This is a genomic window from Halodesulfovibrio sp., from assembly GCF_015482765.1.
Taxonomy (GTDB): domain Bacteria; phylum Desulfobacterota; class Desulfovibrionia; order Desulfovibrionales; family Desulfovibrionaceae; genus Halodesulfovibrio.
Genome location: NZ_JADMLB010000065.1, coordinates 1 through 23,108 on the forward strand (window position 1 = coordinate 1; position 23,108 = coordinate 23,108).

Genomic DNA, 23,108 nt, shown 5'->3' on the forward strand with positions numbered 1-23,108 from the left:
TAAAGAAAATTTGGCTGGGCTACAAGGACTCGAACCTTGATTAACGGAGCCAGAACCCGTCGTCCTGCCAATTGAACGATAGCCCAGCAAGTTGTGAGAGGTGTTTTTATGGAATTTGCTACACCTTGTCAACACTGAAAAATGATTTTTTTATTTTTCCCACTTCTGTTCATTGCACTTACCCTGAATCCACCGTACGAAAGAGGCTGACCGTAGCAGTCTCCCCCTATCCAAACCATCAACCACAAAACAAGTGTGTCGTGCATGGCAATCACAGCTTGCGATACAACGCTTCATACTATGCTCCAAAATCATACCCAGCTAGACCTTAACAGATCGCAACGAACAGGATGTCCAGAAGTAATTTTCTGCGAAGGAAAAACGTCTGAACACCTTTCTGAAATATTTCATAACATGGTGGAAGCTCACGGCGAATGCTTAGGGACAAGAGCCTCCGAACATCATTATCTCGCTGTAAAAAAAATCATTCCTGATGTCCGTTATGATCCGGTGTCCCGTACGCTCATTTACGACTCGATAAATAAAAAACGCCTTGGCTGTGTTCTCGTTATTAATGCCGGAACATCTGACTATTCAATTGCAGAAGAAGCCGCACAGACTGCCGAGTTTTTGGGTAGTAATGTAATTCGTCATTTCGACTGCGGGATAGCAGGTGTACATAGAGCGTTAAATGCAGCTAAAGACTTTGACAAAGCATCAGCCATTGTTGCTGTTGCAGGCATGGATGGAGCTCTCCCCACGCTTGTTGCCGGCCTTAGTCCGGCACCGGTCATCGCAGTCCCGACAAGTGTAGGTTATGGAACAGGACTAGGGGGTGTCGCAGCCCTGATGACGATGCTCAACGGCTGCGCTCCGGGAATCTCTGTCGTCAACATTGATAACGGATTCGGTGCGGGGTATCAGGCTCATGTCATCAATAACATGGTTTGTAATCCCTTAAGAAAATCTTTATAAAGCTCTTACAACAACGCACTGTATTATCTTTCTTATGTGGCCAATCATTTTATTAGAATTCTATTAAAAGTTACATAAAAAATGGAACATACTTTGCTTTAATTTTCGACAAGAAAAACCCAACGTCTTGTTGTCGAACTACCCGTCATACCCGACACATTCAAAATGGCTACAGCAAGAAAAAAGCTAGCATCCCCTTGGAACTAAAGACTGACAGGAATTATTATGCGATTCATTATCCGCGGAGTCAGAACTGAAGATCATCAAGAGCTTTGCAGACTGGCACATCAAGCTCCTTTACTTAGCTTTCAACCATCCCCTGAACGCTTGTATAACAGGATTGAAACTAGTCTCAAATCATTCGCCGGCCTACTCCCAGCCGATTCTTCAATATACCAGTTTGTTTGTGAAGATTTGGCTACACAAAAACTTGCTGGAGCATCAGCACTCTTCGGCTCCTATATTTCTGAAACCCGTCCTCAACATTTTATTGATGTTGTAGATAATGGGGACCAGCAAACGTACCAGCGAGGCACTGAAACAACACGGACAAGCGGAGTCGGCGGCCTCATTGTTGATAATCTGTTTCGGAAAACCCATTACAAACTTGCAGCACAATTAAGCCACATACGACTGCTTTACGCAGGAATGAAACCTGAACGTTTTACAAACACCTTTGTGGTAGAAGTTTTGGGGAAAATAACAGGCAAAGGCGAATCTCATTTTTGGAACTGTTTCGGTAAAAAATTTACCGGCATGAATTTCAGCGAAGCCTATAAACGCATTGCTAATAACGATCGTTCCTTTATGGACAAATTTCCTACCAGCTATGAACTTCCTGCAAGCTGCTCTAGGCTAAAAATAAGTGAAGCCTCAGTTGGAATGTCTTCACGCGGCTCTCAGCACCTTGCAAAACGATTAGGCTTTTCATTCCAAAACAAAGTAGATCCGGTTGATGGCTCACTATGCTACAAGGCTGATCAAAAAGACCTCATCCCACTGAAGCAAGGAAATTGGCACACCACTAAAAAAGGGAGCATAAAAGGCGAAATTCGCCTGCTAGGGACTCTCAAAGACAGTGGAGAATTTTATGGAGCGATTGCACACTGCGGCTTTCAAAACGGCATTGCGATTGTACGTGAAAACATCTGCGATGCACTCCACCTTTCCGAAGGCAACTCTATTTTTGTTGCCCCTCATTGCTAAAAGCGACACTACGCCATGGAACTAGCACCTGCTAAGCAATTACTTTGTACACAGATTGTCGTTTTACGATAATGTCGAAAAACTCTCTTTACCACAACTCTCTGTAATTACATAAAAAAAACATGAACACCCCAAAGAATACTCAACATTTTATAGAAAGTTCGTTTACGTGCACCTCTGCTTGCTATATGTAGTAGCAAGATACGGTATGAAATTGCATGCAACCTGCTACAATTTATTTACTGCAGGTTCATTTGCTTCAAAAGACGAGGGGAAGTCGAAGCAACAAGGCACATTTCATAGATAAGCACCGTATGCCTGCAAAGGGAGTTCTAATGAAGAAAGATTGGACACCAGAACAAACAGAAAAACGACGGCTCATACTGGATGCAGCCCGCGAACTGTTTTCAAAAGAAGGTGTAAGCAATGTCTCAATGCGACGCATTGCTGCAAAAGTTAATTACAGTCCGGCTCTTATTTACCGCTACGTAAAAAACAAAGAAGAGCTACTGGATCAACTTCGAACTGAAGGTTATCAGATCCTTCTCAACCGCATGGCAAGACTTGAAGTGGACCCCGATCCGATCAAGCATCTTACAGATTTAGCTGTGGAATACAGCGGATTTGGCGTAGATTACTGGGAATACTATGACCTCATGTTCCACATGCCTATTCAAATCACAGAAGACGGCACTGTTCCGGTTAAAGGATACGAGGCCGTCCTTGCTATGGTTCGTAACGCAGTAGAACGCGCAATAGATGCCGGACATTTTGAAGGATGCACAGTAGATGACGCTATGATCATGTCATGGTCACAGATACACGGCCTACTTAGTCTTTATATCTCCGGCCGCACACCATTCCACATGGGCGAAGATCGTGCAAAAGCATTTCTTCAAGAAATACCTCGCCATTTCCTCCGCATTGTAGCTACAGGAAAAAAGAATTAGCGTTTCAAAAAATGCGGTAGGTACAAATTTTACCCCCCGATAAAAAACAAAAGGGCTGTCTTAACGGACAGCCCTTTACGTATTCATTACTTAACTGCACTGAACACCATGCAAGACAGGAAGATTTCGTATTTGCGGGTTCTCAATCTGACTTTGCACCATCTCGGCTTGAGTCATTAACCATGCCTCATTGCTTCGGCTAAGCCCCTTACGCTGTAATAAGGCCATCATTTCGACACAGACAGCTTCCACAGCGGCCTCTGCATTTCTATGAACATCTGCCCCCATTGTAAGGTTAAGAGCGAGAACATCGTTAAGCTTGCCGGCAATAAAAGCTCCATCTGGTAAATCCTTCATTCCGCGGAATGCCCACTTATAAAATGGCATATAGCGACCATGGATAAGGTAAAGAGCAGCGATAGTTGATTCAACAAATCGAGAAACAGCAAGCAAAGAAGCCGCGATATCGTTTCGTTTCAACATTCGCAGCAGATTATACTGTCCACTCTGAGCCATAACACCGATACGGGCTGCAAGCTTTTTCTTCATCACATCGTCTGGATAAAAACTAAGTAACGAATCACGAAACGCTGTGAATTTCCCGGAAGGGTCTGAAAAAACTTCGCCGTTCGTCGCAACCGCTAAAAAATGTTCTGGCACAGTATACCACTGTTGCCATGTAGAAAGAGGCTGCCCGCTGTTGATGAACCGACGATAAAAGCCTTCGATCGTAAACAGCCCAACACGCCCATTACGATACTTTGGTGCCATTCTGACGGGAAAGCCTTTGTAGGTTGAAGGGAGACGCGCAAACACCGGTTCAAGCAACGGTTCAACCTGTCCGGAAAGAGATTCAGGAGCCCAAACACAAATGCCGGCGCCCCAGTCATGATCTTGTGAAAAATCATCATCAAATCCGAAACATTCCGACCCTTCACCAACAAGTCCGACAGCAAGTTTATTTACATACTCTGGCAATTCAGTCTGCAGCATAGGCGCCGCAATTTCAGTATAAAAATCTTTGGATAACGCTAATCCCTGCATGGCTCTCCCCTTGTAGCTATTTCTAACTCTGATGAATTTTCTCGCGACGACGCGCTTCCAACTCTTCCAAAGTGCCTAACCCCATACGCTGATAAAAATTTGAATAGCGTTTGCGTGCTAAGTTTTCACCTGTACGCAATGCTTCATCAACACATGCCTGATACAGGTCAAGGCTCCTCTCAGAAAGGGTCTCCATTTCAGCAGGGAAATACATATCAAAACGTGCTAGTGACTGTGGAAACAGCAGCGGAAATTCCTGTAAAAGCTGCTGCATCCAATCTCTTTCAGTCGCAGTAATTTTACGAACCTTTGCAATATTGGGAGACACACAAGGAATAAGATTATCCATACGTGCGTATTTCTCTGTCATAAGGTTGCGCCCAACACGTTCAGCTTCAATAAGATCTTCTTTGTATGAAGCAATATACTCATCAGACAAAACAGAAAAAATCATCCAGCGCCACTGACGGAACATATCGGGATTTTCCTGACATGAAGCTGTACCGCCCATGTTTTTTGTATTCAAAAACATCACAAGTTCACGCTCAATAACATCATGAATTAACTCTTCACGATTCATATTGGTACCCATACCCATTTACCTTCCTACTTTTGAAGTGTTCAAGCAGTAAGCAGAACAGCTACAAGAAACAACATACTAAAAAGTATAGCCAATTCACCTACTAGGAATCTTTACCAATAGATGTACTCCTTGCCGCTCTGTTTGTGAAGGGGATGTATGAGATTTCCACAATTTTAGGGAAAAAACGACTTGAGCCGGTTCTGTTGCTTAGCACACTATGGAAGCAACGAAACCGGCTCAATCAAACGGGAATTATGTGTAGCATGTGGAACATGCCCCATAAAATATTATAAATTGGCGATACAAAGTATAAACTTAAAAATATATCTGTAAAAAAACATCACGATAGCCTTGCAGCGACCCCATTTATAATAAAATTTGTAATGCATTTCCGGCAATCTTCAGACCAAGGATTGCCATAAGAACAAAGAAAAATTTTCTATACGATGCCTCTGAGATAAAAGCAGAAAGATAGATTCCGAGTTTACTTCCAATAACCACTGCCGGAACTGATGCCGCATAGATAGTGAGTGCAAAGGTATCGATATTCCCAATAACCACCTGCGTAGACACAATCAACACACCTGTAAGAATAAATCCGGCACTGATAATTGCCTTAACAGCATTTTTAGGACACCCGCAGTATGCGGTATATACTGCAAGAGGTGGACCGTTAAAGCTGAACGCCATGCCCAGAGAGCTGGACATCACTCCGGCAACATACCCCCATGCAGGGTTAATGACTCGTCCTTCTTTCTTCTCAAAAAAAAGACTCCACAGAGCATATCCTGCAACGAATGCTCCCATGCCAAAACGCAGCTGCTGTTCTGGAACAAACTGAAGAGCATAGGCACTCAAGACAACACCCGGTACTGCACCCATTAAAAGAGTCTTAGTATATCGCCATTCAATATGCTTACGGTAAACCCATCCCGCATGACAGTTCAATGTCAGCACAATCATTGTTGCACTGGGAACGAGGATAGACACGTCCATAACGTAACTGATGATCGGCATGGCAACCATTGCTGCACCAAAACCGGCAAGCCCGTTAATAAAGCCGCCGACAAACCACCCCATCGCAATAAAAAGAATGTGTTCCATCGTGTGTTTGTCCGACGAGTCAGTGCTTACTGCTTCATCTTTCGGAAAATTGTAGTGCGGTTCACTTTAAGAACTTCAGAAGCCTTGTTCACGGAACCATATGTATCAAGCGCCTGCTGAATAACACGACGTTCAAGCTCAGCCATAATCTCTTTTAAAGATTTACCGTCGTCCTTGGCATCAAGTTCAACGTTTGGCAGACAGTCCATAGGATGTCGTGAATTAATGGAAGGCGGCAGATCATTCGCTGAAATTTCAGAATGCTCCAATGTAACCACGAGACTCTGAACAAGGTTTTCAAGTTCACGAATGTTACCCGGCCAGCGGTATTTAAGAAGCAGCTGCATTGCATCACGCGCACAAGTAATGTCTTTTTTGTACTTCTCGCCATAGATGGAAAGAAAATGCTCAACAAGCCCGGGAATCATTTCAGTACGCTCTCGCAAAGGCGGGATATCAACAACAGCTACGCGTAAGCGGTAGAATAAGTCACTACGGAAATTCCCCTTACGGACTTCTTCTTCAAGATTACGGTTAGTTGCAGCAATAATGCGTACATCAACTTTCTTTGCCACAGAAGCGCCAACACGAACAACTTCCTGATCCTGTAATACACGCAACAATTTTGCCTGCATGGAAAGAGGAAGCTCACCGATTTCATCAAGAAAAACAGTGCCTCGGTTCGCCATTTCGAAATGACCGGGCTTTCCTTTAGATGTAGCACCGGTAAATGCCCCTGGAGCATACCCGAACAGTTCAGACTCGATCAGGTTTTCTGAGATACTGCCACAGTCCACTTTCAGGAACATCTCATCCCTTCTTGGACTGCTGTCATGAGCAAGACGGGCAAACCAGTCTTTACCTACACCGGTTTCGCCAAGCAAAAGCATGGTCGCGTCAGTTTCTGCAATACGCTTAATAAGAGAAACGAGTTGCTGCACCTGTGAATCATAAAACATGTTATCAGGATTATTGTCGGTAGAATCCTGAGACGTCAGGTGAGCAAGCTGTTTTGAGAAAAGGGAGATCTGTTCTTTCTGTTGTGCAATTTGCTTACGCATTTGCCCAATAAGGGTAATGTCGCGTGCAAGTGTAACAACAAGAACCAAATCGTTATCGTCGTCAAAAACAGGAAAGCCGCGCAAAACTAGACGCTTGCCTGTTTTGAGCTGCTGAACGACGGTTGCGGGTTTACCGGTTTTTACAATTTCAGGGTTCAAGACCGCATCAAAGATGCCGCTGTCTTTTAGATACCGGACATCCTTACCACGCAGCTCACCTTCCGTAAGACCGGTAAGGCGTTCATACATGGAGTTAACAAACAGCGTTTTGCCGTCTTTATCCGTAATATAGATTCCATCATCCAGTACTTCAAATACGTGCCGGACTGAGGCTCCGATTTTATCTAAATAGGTATCCATACCCTTCTCCCTGAATATTATCTATGCAGGCCGCAAAGCAGCCTGCATAGATAGATATTGTAAGACAGGTTTCCCCCGAAGTCGAAGGTACTTTTCTTAGCTTGCGTAATTAGGAACTTGCTTAGCAATCTCCACAAGCGGGAGGAACACTTCGTTTTCGAGAGCTACATCGCCCATAGGGTACTCACGACCAAGGTTGGTGTATTTTTGAGTACCAAGGCGGTGGTATGCGAGTAATTCGTACTCTACGTCAAGATCTTTAATGTAATCAACAATCGCCTGAATATCTTCCGGAGTATCGTTAAACCCTGGAATAACAGGAGTACGCACGCGGATTTTGAGTTTTGGATGAGCTTCGCGCAGTGCTTTAATATTTTTAAGAATAAGTTCGTTGGTTACACCACAAAATTCTTTGTGCTTTTCTGGGTTCATGCTCTTGATGTCCATCATCACGAAGTTCAGGTAGTTTCCTGCTTCAACGAGAGTTTCAGTCTGAACATGACCACATGTTTCTACAGCAGTTTTAATGTAGCGACGTTTTGCTTCTTTAAGCAAGGCAATAGCAAATTTTGGCTGAGCAAAAGGTTCACCGCCGCCAAGGGTAAGGCCGCCGCCGGAACGAGCGTAGAACATAGCATCTTTTTCTACGGAATCGATGGCTTCTTTAACAGTCATCTCGTCACCGTAGTTAATGAGTGCGCCTGCAGGACAAGCTTCGGCACACGCCATACAGTTTGTACAGGTATCCCAGTTCACGGCAATTTTATCATCTTCGCCCTGAGTAAGGGAGCCCGCAGTACAAACCTCTGCACAACGCAGACATTTAGAAAGAGTCAGACACTTACCAGCGTTGTACGCAAGCTGTGGCTTAAATGACTGGGATTCCGGGTTACTACACCACATACAAGAAAGAGGACAGCCCTTCAGAAAAACAACAGTACGGATTCCCGGCCCGTCATGTACGGAGTATTTCTGAATATTGAAGACTTGACCAGTTGTGTTTAAAATTTCTTTTTGAGTCATTGCAGTAATCCTGTAATTTAAGCAGTTTGCCTGATTCGGAGAAAACGGACGCCCGTATAGGCGAACGGGCGTCCGTTCATTGAGTTAGTCTACAAAAAGCAAAGGAATTGCCGGGCAGTATGTAATAAGCAAGAGAACCGCGATCATCAAGCCTACAAGCGGCAGAGCCACTTTGGAGAGCTTTTCAATTTTAGCATTCGCAACACCGCTTGCAACGAAGAGGTTAACGCCAACTGGTGGAGTTACGAAGCCAACCGCAAGGTTAACTACCATTACGATACCGAAGTGGACAGGATCTACGCCAACCTTCATCACGATAGGGAGAAGGATCGGTGTAAGAATAACGATAGCTGCAAGAGCTTCCATAAAGGTACCAACAATAAGCAGCAGAATGTTGATAAGGAACAGAATCATCAGCTTGTTGCTGGTGAGGCTCATCATCGCATTCGCAATTGTAGTTGGAACCTGCTCAATGGTCATGATGTTACCGAAAATGGTAGCCATGGCCATCAGCACGATTACGATCGCAGAGGTAGAACAAGCTTCCATGAAGCTTGGTACCAGGTTTTTGAAGTTGAGTTCGCGGTAAACGAACACACCAACAACCAGACCGTAAAACGCTGCAAGCGCTGCTGCTTCGGTAGGAGTCATGATACCACCGTAAATACCACCAAGGATAATTACAGGAACCATGAGTGCCCACTTAGCATCCCAAAAAGCACGCATAAAAGTAGATGCGTTACGTTCACGTTGTTCGCCTTTCCAGCCACGTTTTCTTGAGTAAACGTATGCGTACAGCATGAGAGCAAGACCGGTGAGAACACCAGGAACAATACCACCCATGAAGAGCTTACCAATGGATACCTGAGCAGATACACCATATACTACAAACGGGTTAGAAGGCGGAATCATTACGCCAATAGCACCAGATGCTGCAACGATAGCAGCAGCAAAGAGCTTGTCGTAACCACGCTCAACCATCGCCGGAATGGTCAAAGAACCAATCGCTGCTACGGTCGCAGGACCGGAGCCGGAGATAGCGGCAAAGAACATACAGGTTGCAATAGTAGCCAGAGCCATACCGCCGTAAAGAGAACCGAGCATTTCATCAGCAAGGTTGAGAAGGCGTTTGGAAAGACCACCAGCACCCATGAACACACCCGCTGCAATAAAGAACGGGATAGCCATAATCGGGAAACTGTCGATAGAGGTAAATGTGATCTGAGCCACATACTCAATCGGCAGAGTACCTGTTGCGTAAATGGTTGCAGTAGCTGCAAGACCCAATCCAATTGAGATAGGTACACCAATTACGAGGAAAAGGAGGAAGTAACCGAACAATACAGGAAGAGTGTTCAGATCTTCACTAATAAGTACCGGAGCTGCAATAATTGCTGTGAACGCAACACCGAGCAATGTATCAAGAAGTCCGCATTCTTTAGCCTGTTTGTACAGGTCCTGAAGCAGACGAATTGCCATAAGAGCAAAGCCGACAGGCAAAATGAGGTACGGAATAAAGTAACTCATGTTTGTGGCCGGTGCCACCTGAGGGAACTCGAGGAGCATCTCAAGATGGTTCAAGCCCATGTAAAACACAACTGCAACAAGTACGAGGAAACAGAGGTCTACAACAATCCAACTGATTTGCTGAAGTCGAGTCGGAAGGCGGTCATAAACAATATCAACACGAATATTGTTGCGGTTTTTAATTGCTACCGGAATAGCAAGGTATGAAATCCAGATAAAAATGAAACGAGCGAGCTCTTCAGTCCAAATTGCCGCGCTGGCGTCGGAAGAAAAGTACGCTCCAATGTATCTGTAAAATGTCTGAAAAGTAATAATGAGAATGATGCTGAGCATCCCCGTAAAAAGAAACGGTTTCTCAAAGTTATCGTCCAACCAGGTAAGGAAGGACTTTTTTTCTGCTGTCTGGGAAAGGGTTGTCATTGTTTCTCCTAGTGCAGCACCGTCGTAGGGAAAGGGGCAGGCAGCAGCCCGCCCCTAAACGGAACTACTTCTGTGTGTCCTGAACAAGCTTAAGAAGATCCGCTGGGATATCCTTAGCAAACTCGTCCCAGACAGGGCGGGTAAGTTTAGCGAATTCAGCACGCTCTGCGTCACTGAGGTTGTGGATTTTGATACCCTGAGCTTTGAAAGCTTCAATAGCTTTAGCTTCAAGGTCAGCAGTAATGCTACGCTGGTAAGCGAGAGCATCACGACCGGAAGATACAATTACTTCCTGCAGTTCTGGGGAAAGACCGTCGAACTTCTTCTTGTTCATAAGAAGGATGTGCATGGAGTAGTTGTGAGCAGAATCCATCGCGTACTTAAGTACTTCAGTGTGTTTAGCATCGTTAAGGAGGGAGAAGGTGTTACCTTCGCCATCAACGGTGCCCTGCTGAAGTGCAGTGTAAACCTCACCCCAAGCAATAGGAGTTGGGTTCATACCAAGCTTAGAAGCAACAGCTACTTCAACAGGAGAAGCAGTTGTACGAACCTTCATGTTAGCAAGGTCTGCAACAGTTTTGATTTCTTTCTTGGTAGCAACAAAGTTACGGTAGCCGTATTCACTGTACATGATAGGCTTAAGGTTGATCTTCTCGAGTTCAGCCGCAAGGTACTTTCCGAGCTCCCCGTTATCTAGAGCTGCGTAAAGGTTCTGCTGATGCTTAGGGCTGGTTACGTAAGGAAGGTCAAACACCATAAATGCTTTTGAGAAGTTAGCCATGTTCGGGGAAGAGCTGGAAGCGAGGTCAAGAGTACCGCGCTGTGCAGATTCCATGGTTACACGGTCACTACCGAGAATAGCATTTCCGTAGAGCTGAACGCGAATCTTGCCGTTAGAGCGTTCTTCTACGAGCTCTTTAAATTTCTCATAGCCAAGGGTAACGTTGTTACCTGGAGCCATCGGGTGACCGAGGCGAAGAGTAATTTTGCGAGCCTGAGCGTCCATAGATGTAGCACCGACAACAAGTACTGCAGCTACAAACAGCATCATAAAGGATTTAATAAAATAGCGCATATATCCTCCAATTGATTGAAAAAAACCAAGTGCACCTATAAAGCCGTTAAGTGCACCGCAGTGTATAAAAGCAATACCAATGCCAATCGGCACGCTTTTTGTTATTATTTGTGATTTTTCGTGCAAGCAGTTTGTAGCACAAGTTACGCATTTCACCTGCCATACACTGTAACCACTCGTCACTCTCTCCTCTAACAATCTAAAATATAATGCTTTACAAGTTTTTTGACTGTCATAGCATTAAAACTGTAAATCAAGCTTACAGCCGCCATAAATTGTACTGACTTTCTCTGAAAAAAATACGCCCGTCTGTCTTCTTTTGGGTCAAATTAGCCCCTTCAGAGTTGCAAAAATGCTAGTCGCAGGTTTCCATTTTGCAACACACATCTTCTTTATTCATTTATATAGGCATATTGACTGTGGCAAAGTGAAATGATGCATTTAAACATCGACAGTTGCATTTTTGCATCAAAAAGACCTTGCTCTAAATTTCCTCGCCAAATCAACAGAATACAACCATTCTTCAATTGCAATCACTTAAAAAAACTACCGTTTATTCCCAAAATGCTCAGAAACTGTATCAAACAATGCCCTACAAACGCCATTTACGCTCGACATTGTACCTATTTTCACAAAGATATCCGCTTAATTACAATCAGGTATTATTAAACACTGGTGCTCTCCCTCTACTAGTCGTCACCATATCTTTCTCCCGTAAGCTCCGCGCCAGAGCACGGATACCACCCACTCTGACTGTTTAACCACTCAAAAATAGCTTTTACGCGCTATCATTATATAGGGCACAGTGGCATAAAACACATCTAATAATAATCATACTATTTCGGATAGTTACCGCAAGACGCCTCTCGTCATGTTGCAACGATGCAAATCCTGAACGAGCGTGGCAATAATGCAACAGGCCATAACATATTGATTTTACAGTCTTCAGAAAATATTTTTACTGAAATGTTGCAGTTAAGCATCACTTTTCCTCCTCAAAGAGCACTCTTAGAATTTCACGAGGACCTATCGAAAAGTACAAGAGCTATTTTTCACAAAGCGAATTCCAATTTCTTAATTTTTTTTACTGACGCTCTGAACAAGACAAAAACCACTTATTGCGAAAACCCCAAACTCCGCTTTATTCAATAGGATTGAGGCAGTGTTTCAATTTATTTGAACGTATTTTGGAACCCTTCAATCGACTTTCAGCATGCTTAAAAAGACTTTTTTTGCCCTCTAAACGCACAAAAAAAGCTCTTTCGGCACACATTGGCATCACCTTTGCTCTAAGAAAATCACAGGGCGCGATTCACTAAGCAGCTTGCTTTAACGATCACTGAAAAAAGCTGCTGAAGCGCAAGTCCTTATTAAAAAGAGAATCAAAATTTACTGCTGCTGAGCACACAGCGGCCGCAGCATTTTTAACCCACAGGTACAGCACATTTTATGTGCCACCTATTTTGAACCTAATTCACAGGAGTCAGTTATGTCTTGTTGTGTATCACCTCACGAACAGCGTCTGCTCGATAAAATTGAAGGCAAAGAAGATATCTACCGCGCATCCCACCCGCGTGTATTCAAAATCCTCGAAACCTTCGACAACGTTCGTCCAATGATCGACATTGAACGTGCTAAATACTTCACCGAGTCCATGAAAGAGACCGAAGGTGAAATGCTCTGCCTGCGTTGGGCAAAAGCAATGAAGCACGTTGCTGAAAACATCACTGTTTACATCGATGACGACAACCTCATTTGTGGTCGTGGTGGTGTAAAAGGTCGTTACGGTCTGCTCTACCCTGAACTCGACGGTGACTTCCTTGATATCGCAGTTGAAGACCTTCCTAACCGTACAGAGTCTCCTTTCTCTATTACTCCTGAAGATGCTAAAGTAGTAGTTGAAGAGATCGCTCCTTACTGGAAAGGTAAAACTTACCACGAAGCTCTCAACAAATCTTTCCCTGAAGAAGTTCACAAACTTACTTACGATGATCCAGAAGGCCTTGCTTCCCGCTTCATCGTTAACGAAACTTCTTCTTTCCGTTCTTCCATTCAGTGGGTTCATGACTACGAAAAGGTCCTCAAACGTGGTTTCGGTGGCATTAAAGCAGAAGCTCTCGAAAAAATCGAAGCTCTCGATCCGCTTTCCCCATTCGATAACGTTGAGAAAAAACCTTTCCTCGAGTCTATCGTAATCGTATGTGACGCGATCATCACATGGGCACGTCGTCACTCCGAGCTCGCAGCTGAACTCGCTAAGAAAGAATCTGATCCAGTTCGTAAAGCTGAACTCGAAAAAATGGCTGAAATTTGTGCTCACGTTCCTGAGCACCCAGCTCGTACTTTCCACGAAGCTGTTCAGTCTCAGTGGTTCACCCAGATGTTCTCTCGTATCGAGCAGAAAACTGGTACAATCGTATCTAACGGCCGTATGGACCAGTACTTCTACCCTTACTACCAGGCTGACGTAGAAGCTGGCATCCTTGACGACGACCAGGCTCTCGAACTTCTCGAGTGTCTCTGGGTTGGTATGGCTCAGTTCATCGACCTCTACGTTTCCCCTACCGGCGGCGCATTCAACGAAGGCTACGCTCACTGGGAAGCAGTAACAATTGGTGGTCAGACTCCAGAAGGTCGCGACGCAACCAACGAACTGACTTACCTCTTCCTTAAATCAAAACGTGAATTCCCGCTTCACTACCCTGACCTTGCAGCGCGTATTCACTCTCGTTCTCCAGAGCGCTACCTCGCTGACGTTGCTGAAACCATTAAGGACGGCTCCGGCTTCCCTAAACTCATCAACGACGAAGAAGTAGTACCTCTTTACGTTTCCAAAGGTGCAACCTTTGAAGAAGCTTACGACTACGCTGTTTCCGGTTGTACCGAAGCACGTATGCCTAACCGCGACACATACACTTCCGGTGGTGCATACATCAACTTCGTAGCAGCTCTCGAAATGGTTCTGCATAACGGTAAAATGATCAAACACGGCGACGAAGTTCTCGGTCTCGAAACCGGCGATCCTCTCTCCTTTGAAACTTGGGAAGATTTCTTTGCTGCATACGAAAAACAGCATCATCACTTCCTCAAGACTGCATTCTACCAGCAGTACGTAATTAACAACCTTCGTGCTAAGCACTTTGCACAGCCTCTCGGTTCTGCAATGCATGACCTCTGCATGAAACATTGCCTCGACCTGCACACACCGCAGATCCCAGAAGGCATCAACATGGGTTACTTCGAACACATGGGTCTTGGTACTCTCGTAGACTCCCTCTGCGCTATCAAGAAACTCGTATACGAAGATAAAAAACTCACTTTGAAAGAAGTTATCGAAGCTTGTGACTGCAACTTCGAAGGCAAAGAAGACGTACGTCAGCTCCTCATGACCGCTCCTTGCTACGGCAACGACGACGAGTACGCTGATGAACTCGCAAACAAAATTGATGCATTCAACGTTCTTTACGGCCAGAAATACGCTAAAGAACTCGGCATGCACAACGACGTTCGTTACGTACCATTCACCTCCCACGTACCATTCGGTAAAGTAGTTGGTGCAACCCCTAACGGTCGTCTTGCTTGGACTGCTCTCTCTGACGGTTCTTCTGCATCTCACGGTGCTGACAAAAACGGTCCTACAGCAGTTCTTCTTTCCAACTACACTTCTAAAAACTACGGCCACCGCGATCGCGCTGCTCGTATGCTGAACATCAAGTTCACTCCGAAGTGTGTTGAAGGTGAAGAAGGTACCGAAAAACTCGTTTCCTTCATCCGTACTTTCTGCGACCTTAAACTCTGGCACGTTCAGTTCAACGTTATCAACAAAGATACCCTGATCGCTGCTCAGAAAGATCCAGAAAAATACCGTAACCTCATCGTTCGTATCGCAGGCTACTCTGCATACTTCGTAGATCTGTCCCCAGATCTCCAGAACGACCTCATCGCACGTACTGCACACGAATCTGTTTAGTATCGCGCACTAGATGAAATAATGAGCCCCGACACGTAAGTGTCGGGGCTTTTTTTTATAGCTATGATCATGGTTTAACATCATGAAATCATTCATATTTTAAAAACTTGCCTTTCTGTTATATCTACGCAATATACATCATATGCCGTAACAAAACGTTACACACCTGCCACTGCATATGGGGGAAACATAATGCACTCAAATCAACCACACGGAACCATTCCGTTAGCCAGTGAACGCTTTGTAAGCTCGCAGGTTAATGCCCGTCGTCATGAACAGATTATCCAAGAATCTCATGCCCGTTCACGTGCGATGGGAATAGATCCAAACCAAACAGCTTCCCCCGAAAAATATAAACTCTCTCCAGAGATGCTCCGCCAGCGTATAAAAGACAGTCAGCCATTCTATGATCTTGTAACCACACAAATGTCGACCCTGTACCGAATTCTCAAAGGCTCAGGTTTTTGTATGGCTGTTTCTGATGCAGATGGATATGTCCTCCATACGTTGGGCGATGCCCAGTTAATGGAGCACTACAAAATGGGTAACTGCATGCCGGGTTACTTATGGACAGAAGAAGCAGTAGGTACTTGCGGTATCGGTGTTGTTCTTAAGGAAGGAATTTCTATCCAAATTTCCGGAAAAGAAATGTTTTGTAAACGTGCACATCACATCACAAACTCTGCCACGCCAGTACACGATAACAACGGCAACCTTATCGGTGTAATCGCTCTAAGCGGACTTGCTAGTGCGGTACACGTGCATACCCTTGGAATGGTAATTCTCACAGCAAAGGCTATCCGCTCACAAATTGGTGAAATAGAAAAAGCCAGAGAAGTCGCTATTCGAAATACATATATGTCTGCCCTTATGGAATCTGACCAACGAGGCATCATCGCTCTTAACGAAGTAGGCGATATTGTGCAGATAAACAAAAAGGCCAATGCATTGCTCGGGTTGGATCAAAATGCTTCTTCTGGCGCATCTCTTATGAATCCTGATTCAGAAATCGGTCTTAATATTTCAGCTCTTACACGCACACGTACAAACTGGAAACAAATGCTCCGCACTAAACGCGGTTTTACCGAACGAGAGGTAACATTTGTACGTGGTGATTCTCGCTTTCCTCTAGTTTGTACACTCGACCCAATTACGATGCCTGACGGTGAAAGTGCCGGCGGTATCCTTCTGGTCATGGAGCACGACAGAATGCTCCAGCTTGCAAACGAAATGGCAGGCACACAGGCACGCTTTACATTCGATTCTATTATCGGTTCCAGTATAGCCCTTGAAGAAGCTAAAAAAGTTGCTCATGCAGCAGCACGAGGAAACGCTTCTGTGCTTCTGCACGGGGAAACCGGCACCGGTAAGGAGCTCTTTGCACAAGCCATCCACAATGCCAGCCCTCGGCGCAATAAACCTTTTGTTGTCATCAACTGTGGTGCTATCCCAAACGAATTACTTGAAAGTGAACTTTTTGGATATGTAGAAGGCGCTTTTACTGGAGCTCGTAAAGGCGGTCGTCCAGGTAAGTTTGAACTTGCCGACGGCGGAACCCTCTTTCTTGATGAAATCGGCGATATGCCTCTCGACATGCAGGTTAAAATCCTTCGTGCACTTCAATCAGGTGAAGTAAACCGTGTAGGCGACATGCAACCTATCAAAGTTGATCTTCGCATTATCGCCGCAACAAACGTTGATCTGGATATGGCAATTGAACGCGGTACCTTCCGTGAAGATCTTTTCTATCGAGTCAGCACACTGAATATCACAATCCCGCCTCTTCGAGATCGCGGAGCAGATGTATTATCTCTGGCGGAAACGTTCCTGCACCGAATCCGCCCTCGTCTGGGCAAACCAGAACTTGAATACAGCCAACCGGCTCTTCAAGCTCTGGTTAACGCATCATGGCCCGGAAATATCCGACAGTTGGAAAACGCGGTAGAACGTGCAGTAAACATCTGTGAACAAAAAGTAATTCAACCAGACGACCTCGGTCTTGATCACACAGATACACGTACAGCCCGTAATTTAGCCTCCGGCAGAGCGCTTTCCAGTGTAAATGAACTCCCTGAAGAGGTTCGAAATTTAAATACTGAGAGCAAGGCAATGCTTGAGGAAATGGAAGAAGCACTCATTACCCGACTTTTGCAGGAACATCATGGCAATTTAAGTCAAATTGCCCGTGCAATGGGTGTCAGTCGGCCTACCCTATACAGAAAACTTAAAAAATACGGATTGAATGCTTCGTAGTGTAATAAAAGTTTACATGTAATATTTTATTACACATTATACACACACTCAATAACAATTTCGTTATGCACCGAAAACAGGGCTCTCCAGCCCTGTTTTTTTATTGAGTAAACAACCAACTGTAATAAAACGTTACAGACTTTAGATTTCACTTTATTTACTGATAAAATCAATGAAATCAGAGCAATAACTCATAAAATCTAAGTGGTATACTCCTTGCTCATATCAAATGCAGTCTTTGAATAGTGTGCGACAATAATCTCGCTATTCTGTCATTTGTTGGCGACTTTATGTCGATTAGCGATCAAACAATGAGGAGTATGCATGGGACTTCACTGGTTAGACATGATCGTAGTATTTTTATACTTCGGGCTTGTCATATGGATGGGCATCTACACGATGAGTAAGGTCGATAGTTTCGACGATTACGCTGTTGCCGGTCGTAGTGTGCCAACTGCTATTTTATTTGCTACAATTGCAGCAACACTGTGCGGTGGTGGTGCTACAATTGGTCGTATTGCATTTATGCATAAGACAGGCATCATTGTCTTTGCCGGTCTTATAGGTGTAGTATTAAACCAGTTCTGGTCCGGCTTTTTCATCGCGGGTAAAGTACGTGAAGCCGGTAAAAACATTTACAGTATTGGTGACTTATACGGTCTGTACTATGGTCGTATGGGACGCCTGTTCTCAAGTATCGTAGCATTCTTATTCTGCCTTGCGCTGTTCGGGGTACAGATTCTTGCTATGGGTCGAATTCTTCAGACCGCAACCGGTATGGATATTATTCCAGCCGCAATTCTCTCTTCCGTTATCACAGTTGCCTACACATGGTCAGGCGGTATGCTTGCAGTAGTTCTTACTGACGCAGTTCAGTACGTAGTTCTTGCTGTTGGTATCTCCTTGTGTGGCATTCTCGCCATGAACAACGCAGGCGGTTACGACCATATTATGGAAGTACTCCACTCTGCTCCGGAAATGGCAACCAAACTCCAGCTTTTTGCAGACTGGACTCCAATGCAGTTCCTAGGTCTGTTCCTTGCGTTCCTGCTCGGTGAATTCTGTGCTCCGTACTTTATTCAGCGTTACGCAACAGCAAAATCAGCCAAAGAATCAAAAAAAGGTGTTCTCATCTTTGCAGGTTACTACGGCTTCTTCCTCGCAACTACTGCAGGTATCGGACTCGCTTCCCTTGTCCTTCAGCCTAACGTAGAGCCGGGTCTCGCAATGACCAACCTTGTACGCGACACCTTGCCTATGGGTCTTGCCGGTATTGTTTTCGGTGCACTTCTCGCTGCCGTAATGTCCACCGGTGACTCATTCATCAACACTGCTGCGGTTATCTACACCCGCGATATCTACAATGAATTTGTAAACCCGAATGCTACGCAGGATACCCTGCTGAAACAGTCCCGTTGGGCAACTCTGGTCATCGGCGGCGGTTCCATCTGTGTTGCTGTTCTCTTCCAGGATGTATTCGGCCTGATGGTCTACGTATTCAAGCTCTGGCCGTCCGCAGTGCTGCCACCACTGCTTATCGCACTGTCAGGAAAAATCGGAACCATCAAAATCTCCCCGTATGCCGGTGCACCTGCGGTCTTCTTCGGCCTCGCAACCTGCTTTATCTGGGGTGACAAAGTGCTGCACGATCCGTTCGGCATTCCGGCGAACCTCGCTGGTATTGTTGCAAACTGTCTGGTGCTGTTTATCGTCCACATGGCTACAAAGAACATTGAGCCTAAGGGTGCATTCGTACCGGAAAAACTCCTGTAGGAGGATATATGGAAGTTCTCGTTAAGTACCTTATCTATGCCTCCTTCGCACTCAACATCATTTGCGGCGCATGGGTTGCCGTAAACGTAATAACCTGGGTGAAAAGCTTAGGCAAAAACGATTAAGAATAAAGACCGCCTGCCTAGCGGGCGGTCTTTCAACAAATTACCATACCGTTGAATCACGCAGTCTAGTTACTGAGTTCTGTTTAATCGATTCAACCTGCTGATTATACATAAAGAGATTGCGATTTTTGCTTCAAATTCAGAAGCAAACAAATGGCACCTGCGTTCTATGAAAATCCTACATAGCGCCGGAACGCAGGCGCCATTATTCATTGCAGCGTACAGCGCTGACTGTATGCGCTCAGTCAAAATAAAGGATCAAACAATGTCTGCAATTACACGACACGGTACTCATCCCCGACTTCCAGTTTCTAACGCAGTAGAAGCAAACGGTTGGCTGTATGTGACCGGTCAGGTTCCTCGTGATGCAAAAGGCGATCTTCTTGCGGGTAGCATGACAGATCAGGCCCGTTTAACATTTAAAAATCTCGTAAAAGTCGTAACCAACTCCGGCTATGAAATGAAAGACATAGTGCGCGTTGGCGTCTGGATTGACGATCCACGCGACTTTGCGGAATTCAACAAAGTTTTTGCGGAGTTCTTCGATATTGAGCATGCACCGGCACGCGTTACTATTCAGGGCACTATGATGTGTGATTGTAAAATCGAAGTGGATGCAATTGCATACAGAGAATCGTAAACCACGGGCAGTCTGCCGACTGTAGAACAGTATCGACATCAACTGCTTCCGTAATCAATTTTCCGTTTACTTATTTTCTCCGGATTTCGGAGCTGCACCGCTAATCCGGATACTGCTAAACCATATAGTAAGCAGATACGACGTTACTGCAGGAAAAAAAAGGATCGCATAATGCGACAAAATTTTGATGTGCTCATCGTGGGCGGTGGGGTTACCGGTGCCGCTGTGGGCTACGGGCTTGCCAAAAAAGGCATCAATGTAGGTGTAGTAGATGCAACACCACCAGTTGATAGAGCCTCCCGAAGCAACATGGGACTTATCTGGTGCCAGTCTAAGGCGCTGGGAAACAGAAACTATGTTGAATGGTGCTTCAACTCTTCCAAACTCTTCGGTGATCTTGCCGAAGACCTGAAGAAAACTTCCGGCATCGACATCGAATACACCGAGTCCGGTGGCATTATCCCCTGCCTCGGTGAAGAAGAATTTACAAAACGCAGTGACTATCTGGAAGCCCTTCGAAAAGAAGCTGGCGAAGAAGGATACCCGGGTTCCATGATGACTCGTGAAGAGCTTGAAGCAAAGCTCCCGAACATCACCTTCGGCCCGAACGTTACCGGTGGAACTTGGTGCGCTGAAGACGGTCTTGTGGAACCGTTGAAGCTTATGTTCGCTCTTCGGCACGGAATGGCAAACCTTGGCGGTACACTTATTTCAGATACGTCTGTAATTGACGTAGAAAAAACTGACTCCGGCTATCTGGTTACAACAGACAAAGGTGAAATTGAATGTACCCGCCTTGTTCTTGCAGGCGGACTCGGCAACCGTCAACTTGCCGGTAAGTTCGGTGTCACTGTTCCTGTTGTTCCTAACAAAGGACAAGTTTTCCTGACAGAACGTATTCCAGACATTCTGCCTTCTCCTCTTCTTGGTATCACCCGCACACGCGGCGGCACAGTCATGGTTGGTTTTGAGCACGAATACGTCGGCACAGACACTTCACTTCATTCCGAAAAATTCTGTCACGTAGCTAAATGGGCCACTGACATCTGGCCTGCACTTGCAGACTTGCGCATCATCCGTACATGGAGCTGTTTGCGCGTATGGCCTAAAGACGGCTTCCCGATTTACGACAAAATTCCGGGACACGAAAACGGGTTCATCATCAACGCGCACAGCGCTGTAACCCTTGCTGCCGTACACGTAGCAGAATTGCCGGACTTTATTATGGGTAACGATATCTGCAACACCGCAGCTAACTTTACGCTTTCACGTTTCGACGAGAAGTAGCTCGCCGTCGTTTTTATTTGGAGCTTTTTTCATGTCTACAAACACATCCATTTTGCAGGACACCGTAACCATCTACTTTGAAGATGAACCACTGACTGTCCCTGCTGATATATCTGTAGCTGCTGCTGTTCTTGGCCCTGGTCATGCCGGACACACCGGTAAAAATCCGGTAAAAGGTGACAACCGTGCACCTGTATGCCTCATGGGCGTTTGCTTTGAATGCATGATGGAAATTGACGGCGTGCCTAACCAGCAGTCCTGTCTCGTTACAGTACGGGAAGGGATGAAGGTAAAACGTCAAAATGCCATGAGGGAGAAATACTAATGCAGGAGCAATATGATCTTCTTGTTATCGGCGCAGGGCCTGCCGGTCTGTCTGCAGCCAGTGCAGCCGCTGAAAATGGTTTGGACGTAATCCTCCTTGATGAGCAGGAACTCCCCGGCGGTCAAATTTACCGCTCTGTTTCCGGTCGAAACGCGCGTAAAAACTTTCTCTCCAAAGAAGACCGCAAAGACGGTATGGAACTGGTGGGTCGCTTCAATAAAAGTGGTGCAGTGTACCTGCCTAAAACAACTGTCTGGGACGCAGAGCCGGGACGTGTTCTTTGCAGCACAGACGGAACTGCGCGGGAAATTAAAGCCCAGTGCATTGTCGTAGCAACTGGTGCAATGGAACGTCCGGTTCCTTTCTCAGGCTGGACTCTTCCGGGTGTCATGAGCGCAGGCTCTGCCGATCTTCTTTACAAAAGTGCCGGTTTTGTCCCCCATGGCCCTGTAGTTATAGCAGGTAACGGCCCCCTTATCCCGTTGGTAACAAACCATCTTGTGGAGCTGGGGGTAGAGGTTGCCGGCGTTCTCGATACAAGTCCTATCCAGAACAAAGCTGTTTCCATGCTGCACATGCCACTCGCTCTTGTTGATGTACCTTTCCTTTTGAAAGGGCTCAAAATGGTAGTGAACATGTTCCGTAGCAGAGTTAAACAGTACATGGGCGCAAGCGACATTAAAGCAGAAGGCGACGGCCAGTTGAATCGAGTGACCTTCACGCACAAAGGAGAAACCAAAACAATCAAGGCTGCCACCCTGCTTGTTCACGAAGGTATGCTCCCGCGGACACACGTATCACGTATGCTGAAGCTTGAGCATGCGTGGGATAAAACACAACGCTACTGGTACGCCAAAACAGATCAGTTCGGACGCTCCAGCAGAGATTCAATCTATGTTGTGGGCGATGGTCAAAAAGTTCACGGCGTCTATGCTGCCGCAGCCAAAGGTGAACTCGCCGGTATTGATGTGGCTCGCCGTCTTCATGTTATCAGCGAAAGCGCAGCACAACGTCAGATTAAGCCTCTCAAAAAGCGTCTGTATAAAGCGCTTGCTCCCCGTGGTTTTGTCGATGCGTTCTTTGCTCCTAAAAAAGGACTGTTCGACATTGCAGACGACGTATTAGTATGTCGTTGTGAAGGTGTAACGGCTGGCGACATCAGACAGGCTGTAAAGGAAGGCTGTCACGATGTTAATGAAATTAAACTGCGTACCCGCTGTGGAATGGGACCATGCCAAGGTCGCATGTGCGGTGGAGCACTGGCAGAGATCGCTGCTTCAGCACTGGGTAGTGAAGTTCCGAATGTTGGAGCATTGAACATCCGACCGCCGATCAGACCGATTACTGTTCGTGAATTACGAGACTTTCCCGAGGCACAGTAACTAATTCAGGCGATTCCGATATTCC

General features: G+C 45.6%; 17 protein-coding genes and 1 tRNA gene. 10 read left to right on the plus strand and 8 right to left on the minus strand.

What is annotated here, in order from left to right; translation table 11 throughout:
• Nucleotides 1–11: 11 nt before the first annotated feature.
• A tRNA-Gln gene (locus QZY95_RS11540) sits at nucleotides 12–86 on the minus strand.
• 178 nt (nucleotides 87–264) lie between these two features.
• On the opposite strand from QZY95_RS11540, the gene larB reads away from it, so the two are divergent.
• The 3 genes from larB (at nucleotide 265) to QZY95_RS11555 (ending at nucleotide 3,131) form a co-directional block, all read left to right on the plus strand.
• The gene (larB, locus tag QZY95_RS11545; protein WP_290923618.1) at nucleotides 265–975 is read left to right on the plus strand and encodes a nickel pincer cofactor biosynthesis protein LarB; all 711 of its coding nucleotides are present in this window, start codon (nucleotides 265–267) and stop codon (nucleotides 973–975) included.
• Between the two features lie 225 nt (nucleotides 976–1,200).
• On the plus strand, nucleotides 1,201–2,181 hold the full coding sequence (locus QZY95_RS11550) for an arginine N-succinyltransferase (protein ID WP_290923621.1): 981 nt from the start codon (nucleotides 1,201–1,203) through the stop codon (nucleotides 2,179–2,181).
• Nucleotides 2,182–2,516: 335 nt separating this feature from the next.
• A complete protein-coding gene (locus QZY95_RS11555; RefSeq protein WP_290923622.1) occupies nucleotides 2,517–3,131 on the plus strand; it encodes a TetR/AcrR family transcriptional regulator in 615 nt (204 codons plus the stop codon).
• A gap of 90 nt (nucleotides 3,132–3,221) precedes the next feature.
• On the opposite strand, the gene QZY95_RS11560 is transcribed toward QZY95_RS11555, so the two are convergent.
• From QZY95_RS11560 to QZY95_RS11590, 7 genes are all read right to left on the minus strand, one after another.
• Complete coding sequence (locus QZY95_RS11560) at nucleotides 3,222–4,175, minus strand: DUF4037 domain-containing protein (RefSeq protein WP_290923624.1); 954 nt, start codon at nucleotides 4,173–4,175, stop codon at nucleotides 3,222–3,224.
• 22 nt (nucleotides 4,176–4,197) lie between these two features.
• Complete coding sequence (locus QZY95_RS11565; protein WP_290923626.1) at nucleotides 4,198–4,773, minus strand: DUF4125 family protein; 576 nt, start codon at nucleotides 4,771–4,773, stop codon at nucleotides 4,198–4,200.
• 351 nt (nucleotides 4,774–5,124) lie between these two features.
• On the minus strand, nucleotides 5,125–5,862 hold the full coding sequence (locus tag QZY95_RS11570; protein ID WP_290923628.1) for a sulfite exporter TauE/SafE family protein: 738 nt from the start codon (nucleotides 5,860–5,862) through the stop codon (nucleotides 5,125–5,127).
• A 26-nt stretch (nucleotides 5,863–5,888) separates the two neighbouring features.
• Nucleotides 5,889–7,283 (minus strand): sigma 54-interacting transcriptional regulator, encoded by a 1,395-nt coding sequence (locus tag QZY95_RS11575; RefSeq protein WP_290923630.1) that lies wholly within the window; start codon nucleotides 7,281–7,283, stop codon nucleotides 5,889–5,891.
• 96 nt (nucleotides 7,284–7,379) lie between these two features.
• Nucleotides 7,380–8,306: a glycyl-radical enzyme activating protein gene (locus QZY95_RS11580; RefSeq protein ID WP_290923632.1), complete on the minus strand. Its 927-nt coding sequence runs from the start codon at nucleotides 8,304–8,306 to the stop codon at nucleotides 7,380–7,382.
• Between the two features lie 84 nt (nucleotides 8,307–8,390).
• The gene (locus QZY95_RS11585; RefSeq protein ID WP_290923634.1) at nucleotides 8,391–10,253 is read right to left on the minus strand and encodes a TRAP transporter large permease subunit; all 1,863 of its coding nucleotides are present in this window, start codon (nucleotides 10,251–10,253) and stop codon (nucleotides 8,391–8,393) included.
• A 64-nt stretch (nucleotides 10,254–10,317) separates the two neighbouring features.
• Complete coding sequence (locus QZY95_RS11590; RefSeq protein WP_290923635.1) at nucleotides 10,318–11,328, minus strand: TRAP transporter substrate-binding protein; 1,011 nt, start codon at nucleotides 11,326–11,328, stop codon at nucleotides 10,318–10,320.
• Nucleotides 11,329–12,817: 1,489 nt separating this feature from the next.
• On the opposite strand from QZY95_RS11590, the gene QZY95_RS11595 reads away from it, so the two are divergent.
• From QZY95_RS11595 to QZY95_RS11625, 7 genes are all read left to right on the plus strand, one after another.
• On the plus strand, nucleotides 12,818–15,298 hold the full coding sequence (locus tag QZY95_RS11595) for a glycyl radical protein (protein WP_290923637.1): 2,481 nt from the start codon (nucleotides 12,818–12,820) through the stop codon (nucleotides 15,296–15,298).
• A 192-nt stretch (nucleotides 15,299–15,490) separates the two neighbouring features.
• Complete coding sequence (locus QZY95_RS11600; RefSeq protein ID WP_290923639.1) at nucleotides 15,491–17,551, plus strand: sigma 54-interacting transcriptional regulator; 2,061 nt, start codon at nucleotides 15,491–15,493, stop codon at nucleotides 17,549–17,551.
• A gap of 324 nt (nucleotides 17,552–17,875) precedes the next feature.
• On the plus strand, nucleotides 17,876–19,324 hold the full coding sequence (locus QZY95_RS11605; RefSeq protein WP_290923640.1) for a sodium:solute symporter family protein: 1,449 nt from the start codon (nucleotides 17,876–17,878) through the stop codon (nucleotides 19,322–19,324).
• Between the two features lie 390 nt (nucleotides 19,325–19,714).
• Nucleotides 19,715–20,089 (plus strand): RidA family protein, encoded by a 375-nt coding sequence (locus QZY95_RS11610; RefSeq protein ID WP_290923642.1) that lies wholly within the window; start codon nucleotides 19,715–19,717, stop codon nucleotides 20,087–20,089.
• Nucleotides 20,090–20,260: 171 nt separating this feature from the next.
• The gene (locus tag QZY95_RS11615) at nucleotides 20,261–21,376 is read left to right on the plus strand and encodes an FAD-dependent oxidoreductase (protein WP_290923644.1); all 1,116 of its coding nucleotides are present in this window, start codon (nucleotides 20,261–20,263) and stop codon (nucleotides 21,374–21,376) included.
• Nucleotides 21,377–21,407: 31 nt separating this feature from the next.
• Nucleotides 21,408–21,701, plus strand: coding sequence for a (2Fe-2S)-binding protein (locus QZY95_RS11620; RefSeq protein WP_290923646.1), 294 nt, complete (start codon nucleotides 21,408–21,410; stop codon nucleotides 21,699–21,701).
• Entirely contained in the window at nucleotides 21,701–23,083 is a 1,383-nt protein-coding gene (locus tag QZY95_RS11625; protein WP_290923648.1) for an NAD(P)/FAD-dependent oxidoreductase, read from the plus strand. The genes QZY95_RS11620 and QZY95_RS11625 overlap by 1 nt, the downstream gene beginning before the upstream one ends.
• Nucleotides 23,084–23,108 lie beyond the last annotated feature (25 nt).

What these genes read in the sequence shown, in the direction of transcription:
- larB (WP_290923618.1), top strand. Translation starts at nt 265, where the DNA reads ATGGCAATCACAGCTTGCGATACAACGCTTCATACTATGCTCCAAAAT.
- QZY95_RS11550 (WP_290923621.1), top strand. Translation starts at nt 1,201, where the DNA reads ATGCGATTCATTATCCGCGGAGTCAGAACTGAAGATCATCAAGAGCTT.
- QZY95_RS11555 (WP_290923622.1), top strand. Translation starts at nt 2,517, where the DNA reads ATGAAGAAAGATTGGACACCAGAACAAACAGAAAAACGACGGCTCATA.
- QZY95_RS11560 (WP_290923624.1), bottom strand. Translation starts at nt 4,175, where the DNA reads ATGCAGGGATTAGCGTTATCCAAAGATTTTTATACTGAAATTGCGGCG.
- QZY95_RS11565 (WP_290923626.1), bottom strand. Translation starts at nt 4,773, where the DNA reads ATGGGTATGGGTACCAATATGAATCGTGAAGAGTTAATTCATGATGTT.
- QZY95_RS11570 (WP_290923628.1), bottom strand. Translation starts at nt 5,862, where the DNA reads ATGGAACACATTCTTTTTATTGCGATGGGGTGGTTTGTCGGCGGCTTT.
- QZY95_RS11575 (WP_290923630.1), bottom strand. Translation starts at nt 7,283, where the DNA reads ATGGATACCTATTTAGATAAAATCGGAGCCTCAGTCCGGCACGTATTT.
- QZY95_RS11580 (WP_290923632.1), bottom strand. Translation starts at nt 8,306, where the DNA reads ATGACTCAAAAAGAAATTTTAAACACAACTGGTCAAGTCTTCAATATT.
- QZY95_RS11585 (WP_290923634.1), bottom strand. Translation starts at nt 10,253, where the DNA reads ATGACAACCCTTTCCCAGACAGCAGAAAAAAAGTCCTTCCTTACCTGG.
- QZY95_RS11590 (WP_290923635.1), bottom strand. Translation starts at nt 11,328, where the DNA reads ATGCGCTATTTTATTAAATCCTTTATGATGCTGTTTGTAGCTGCAGTA.
- QZY95_RS11595 (WP_290923637.1), top strand. Translation starts at nt 12,818, where the DNA reads ATGTCTTGTTGTGTATCACCTCACGAACAGCGTCTGCTCGATAAAATT.
- QZY95_RS11600 (WP_290923639.1), top strand. Translation starts at nt 15,491, where the DNA reads ATGCACTCAAATCAACCACACGGAACCATTCCGTTAGCCAGTGAACGC.
- QZY95_RS11605 (WP_290923640.1), top strand. Translation starts at nt 17,876, where the DNA reads ATGGGACTTCACTGGTTAGACATGATCGTAGTATTTTTATACTTCGGG.
- QZY95_RS11610 (WP_290923642.1), top strand. Translation starts at nt 19,715, where the DNA reads ATGTCTGCAATTACACGACACGGTACTCATCCCCGACTTCCAGTTTCT.
- QZY95_RS11615 (WP_290923644.1), top strand. Translation starts at nt 20,261, where the DNA reads ATGCGACAAAATTTTGATGTGCTCATCGTGGGCGGTGGGGTTACCGGT.
- QZY95_RS11620 (WP_290923646.1), top strand. Translation starts at nt 21,408, where the DNA reads ATGTCTACAAACACATCCATTTTGCAGGACACCGTAACCATCTACTTT.
- QZY95_RS11625 (WP_290923648.1), top strand. Translation starts at nt 21,701, where the DNA reads ATGCAGGAGCAATATGATCTTCTTGTTATCGGCGCAGGGCCTGCCGGT.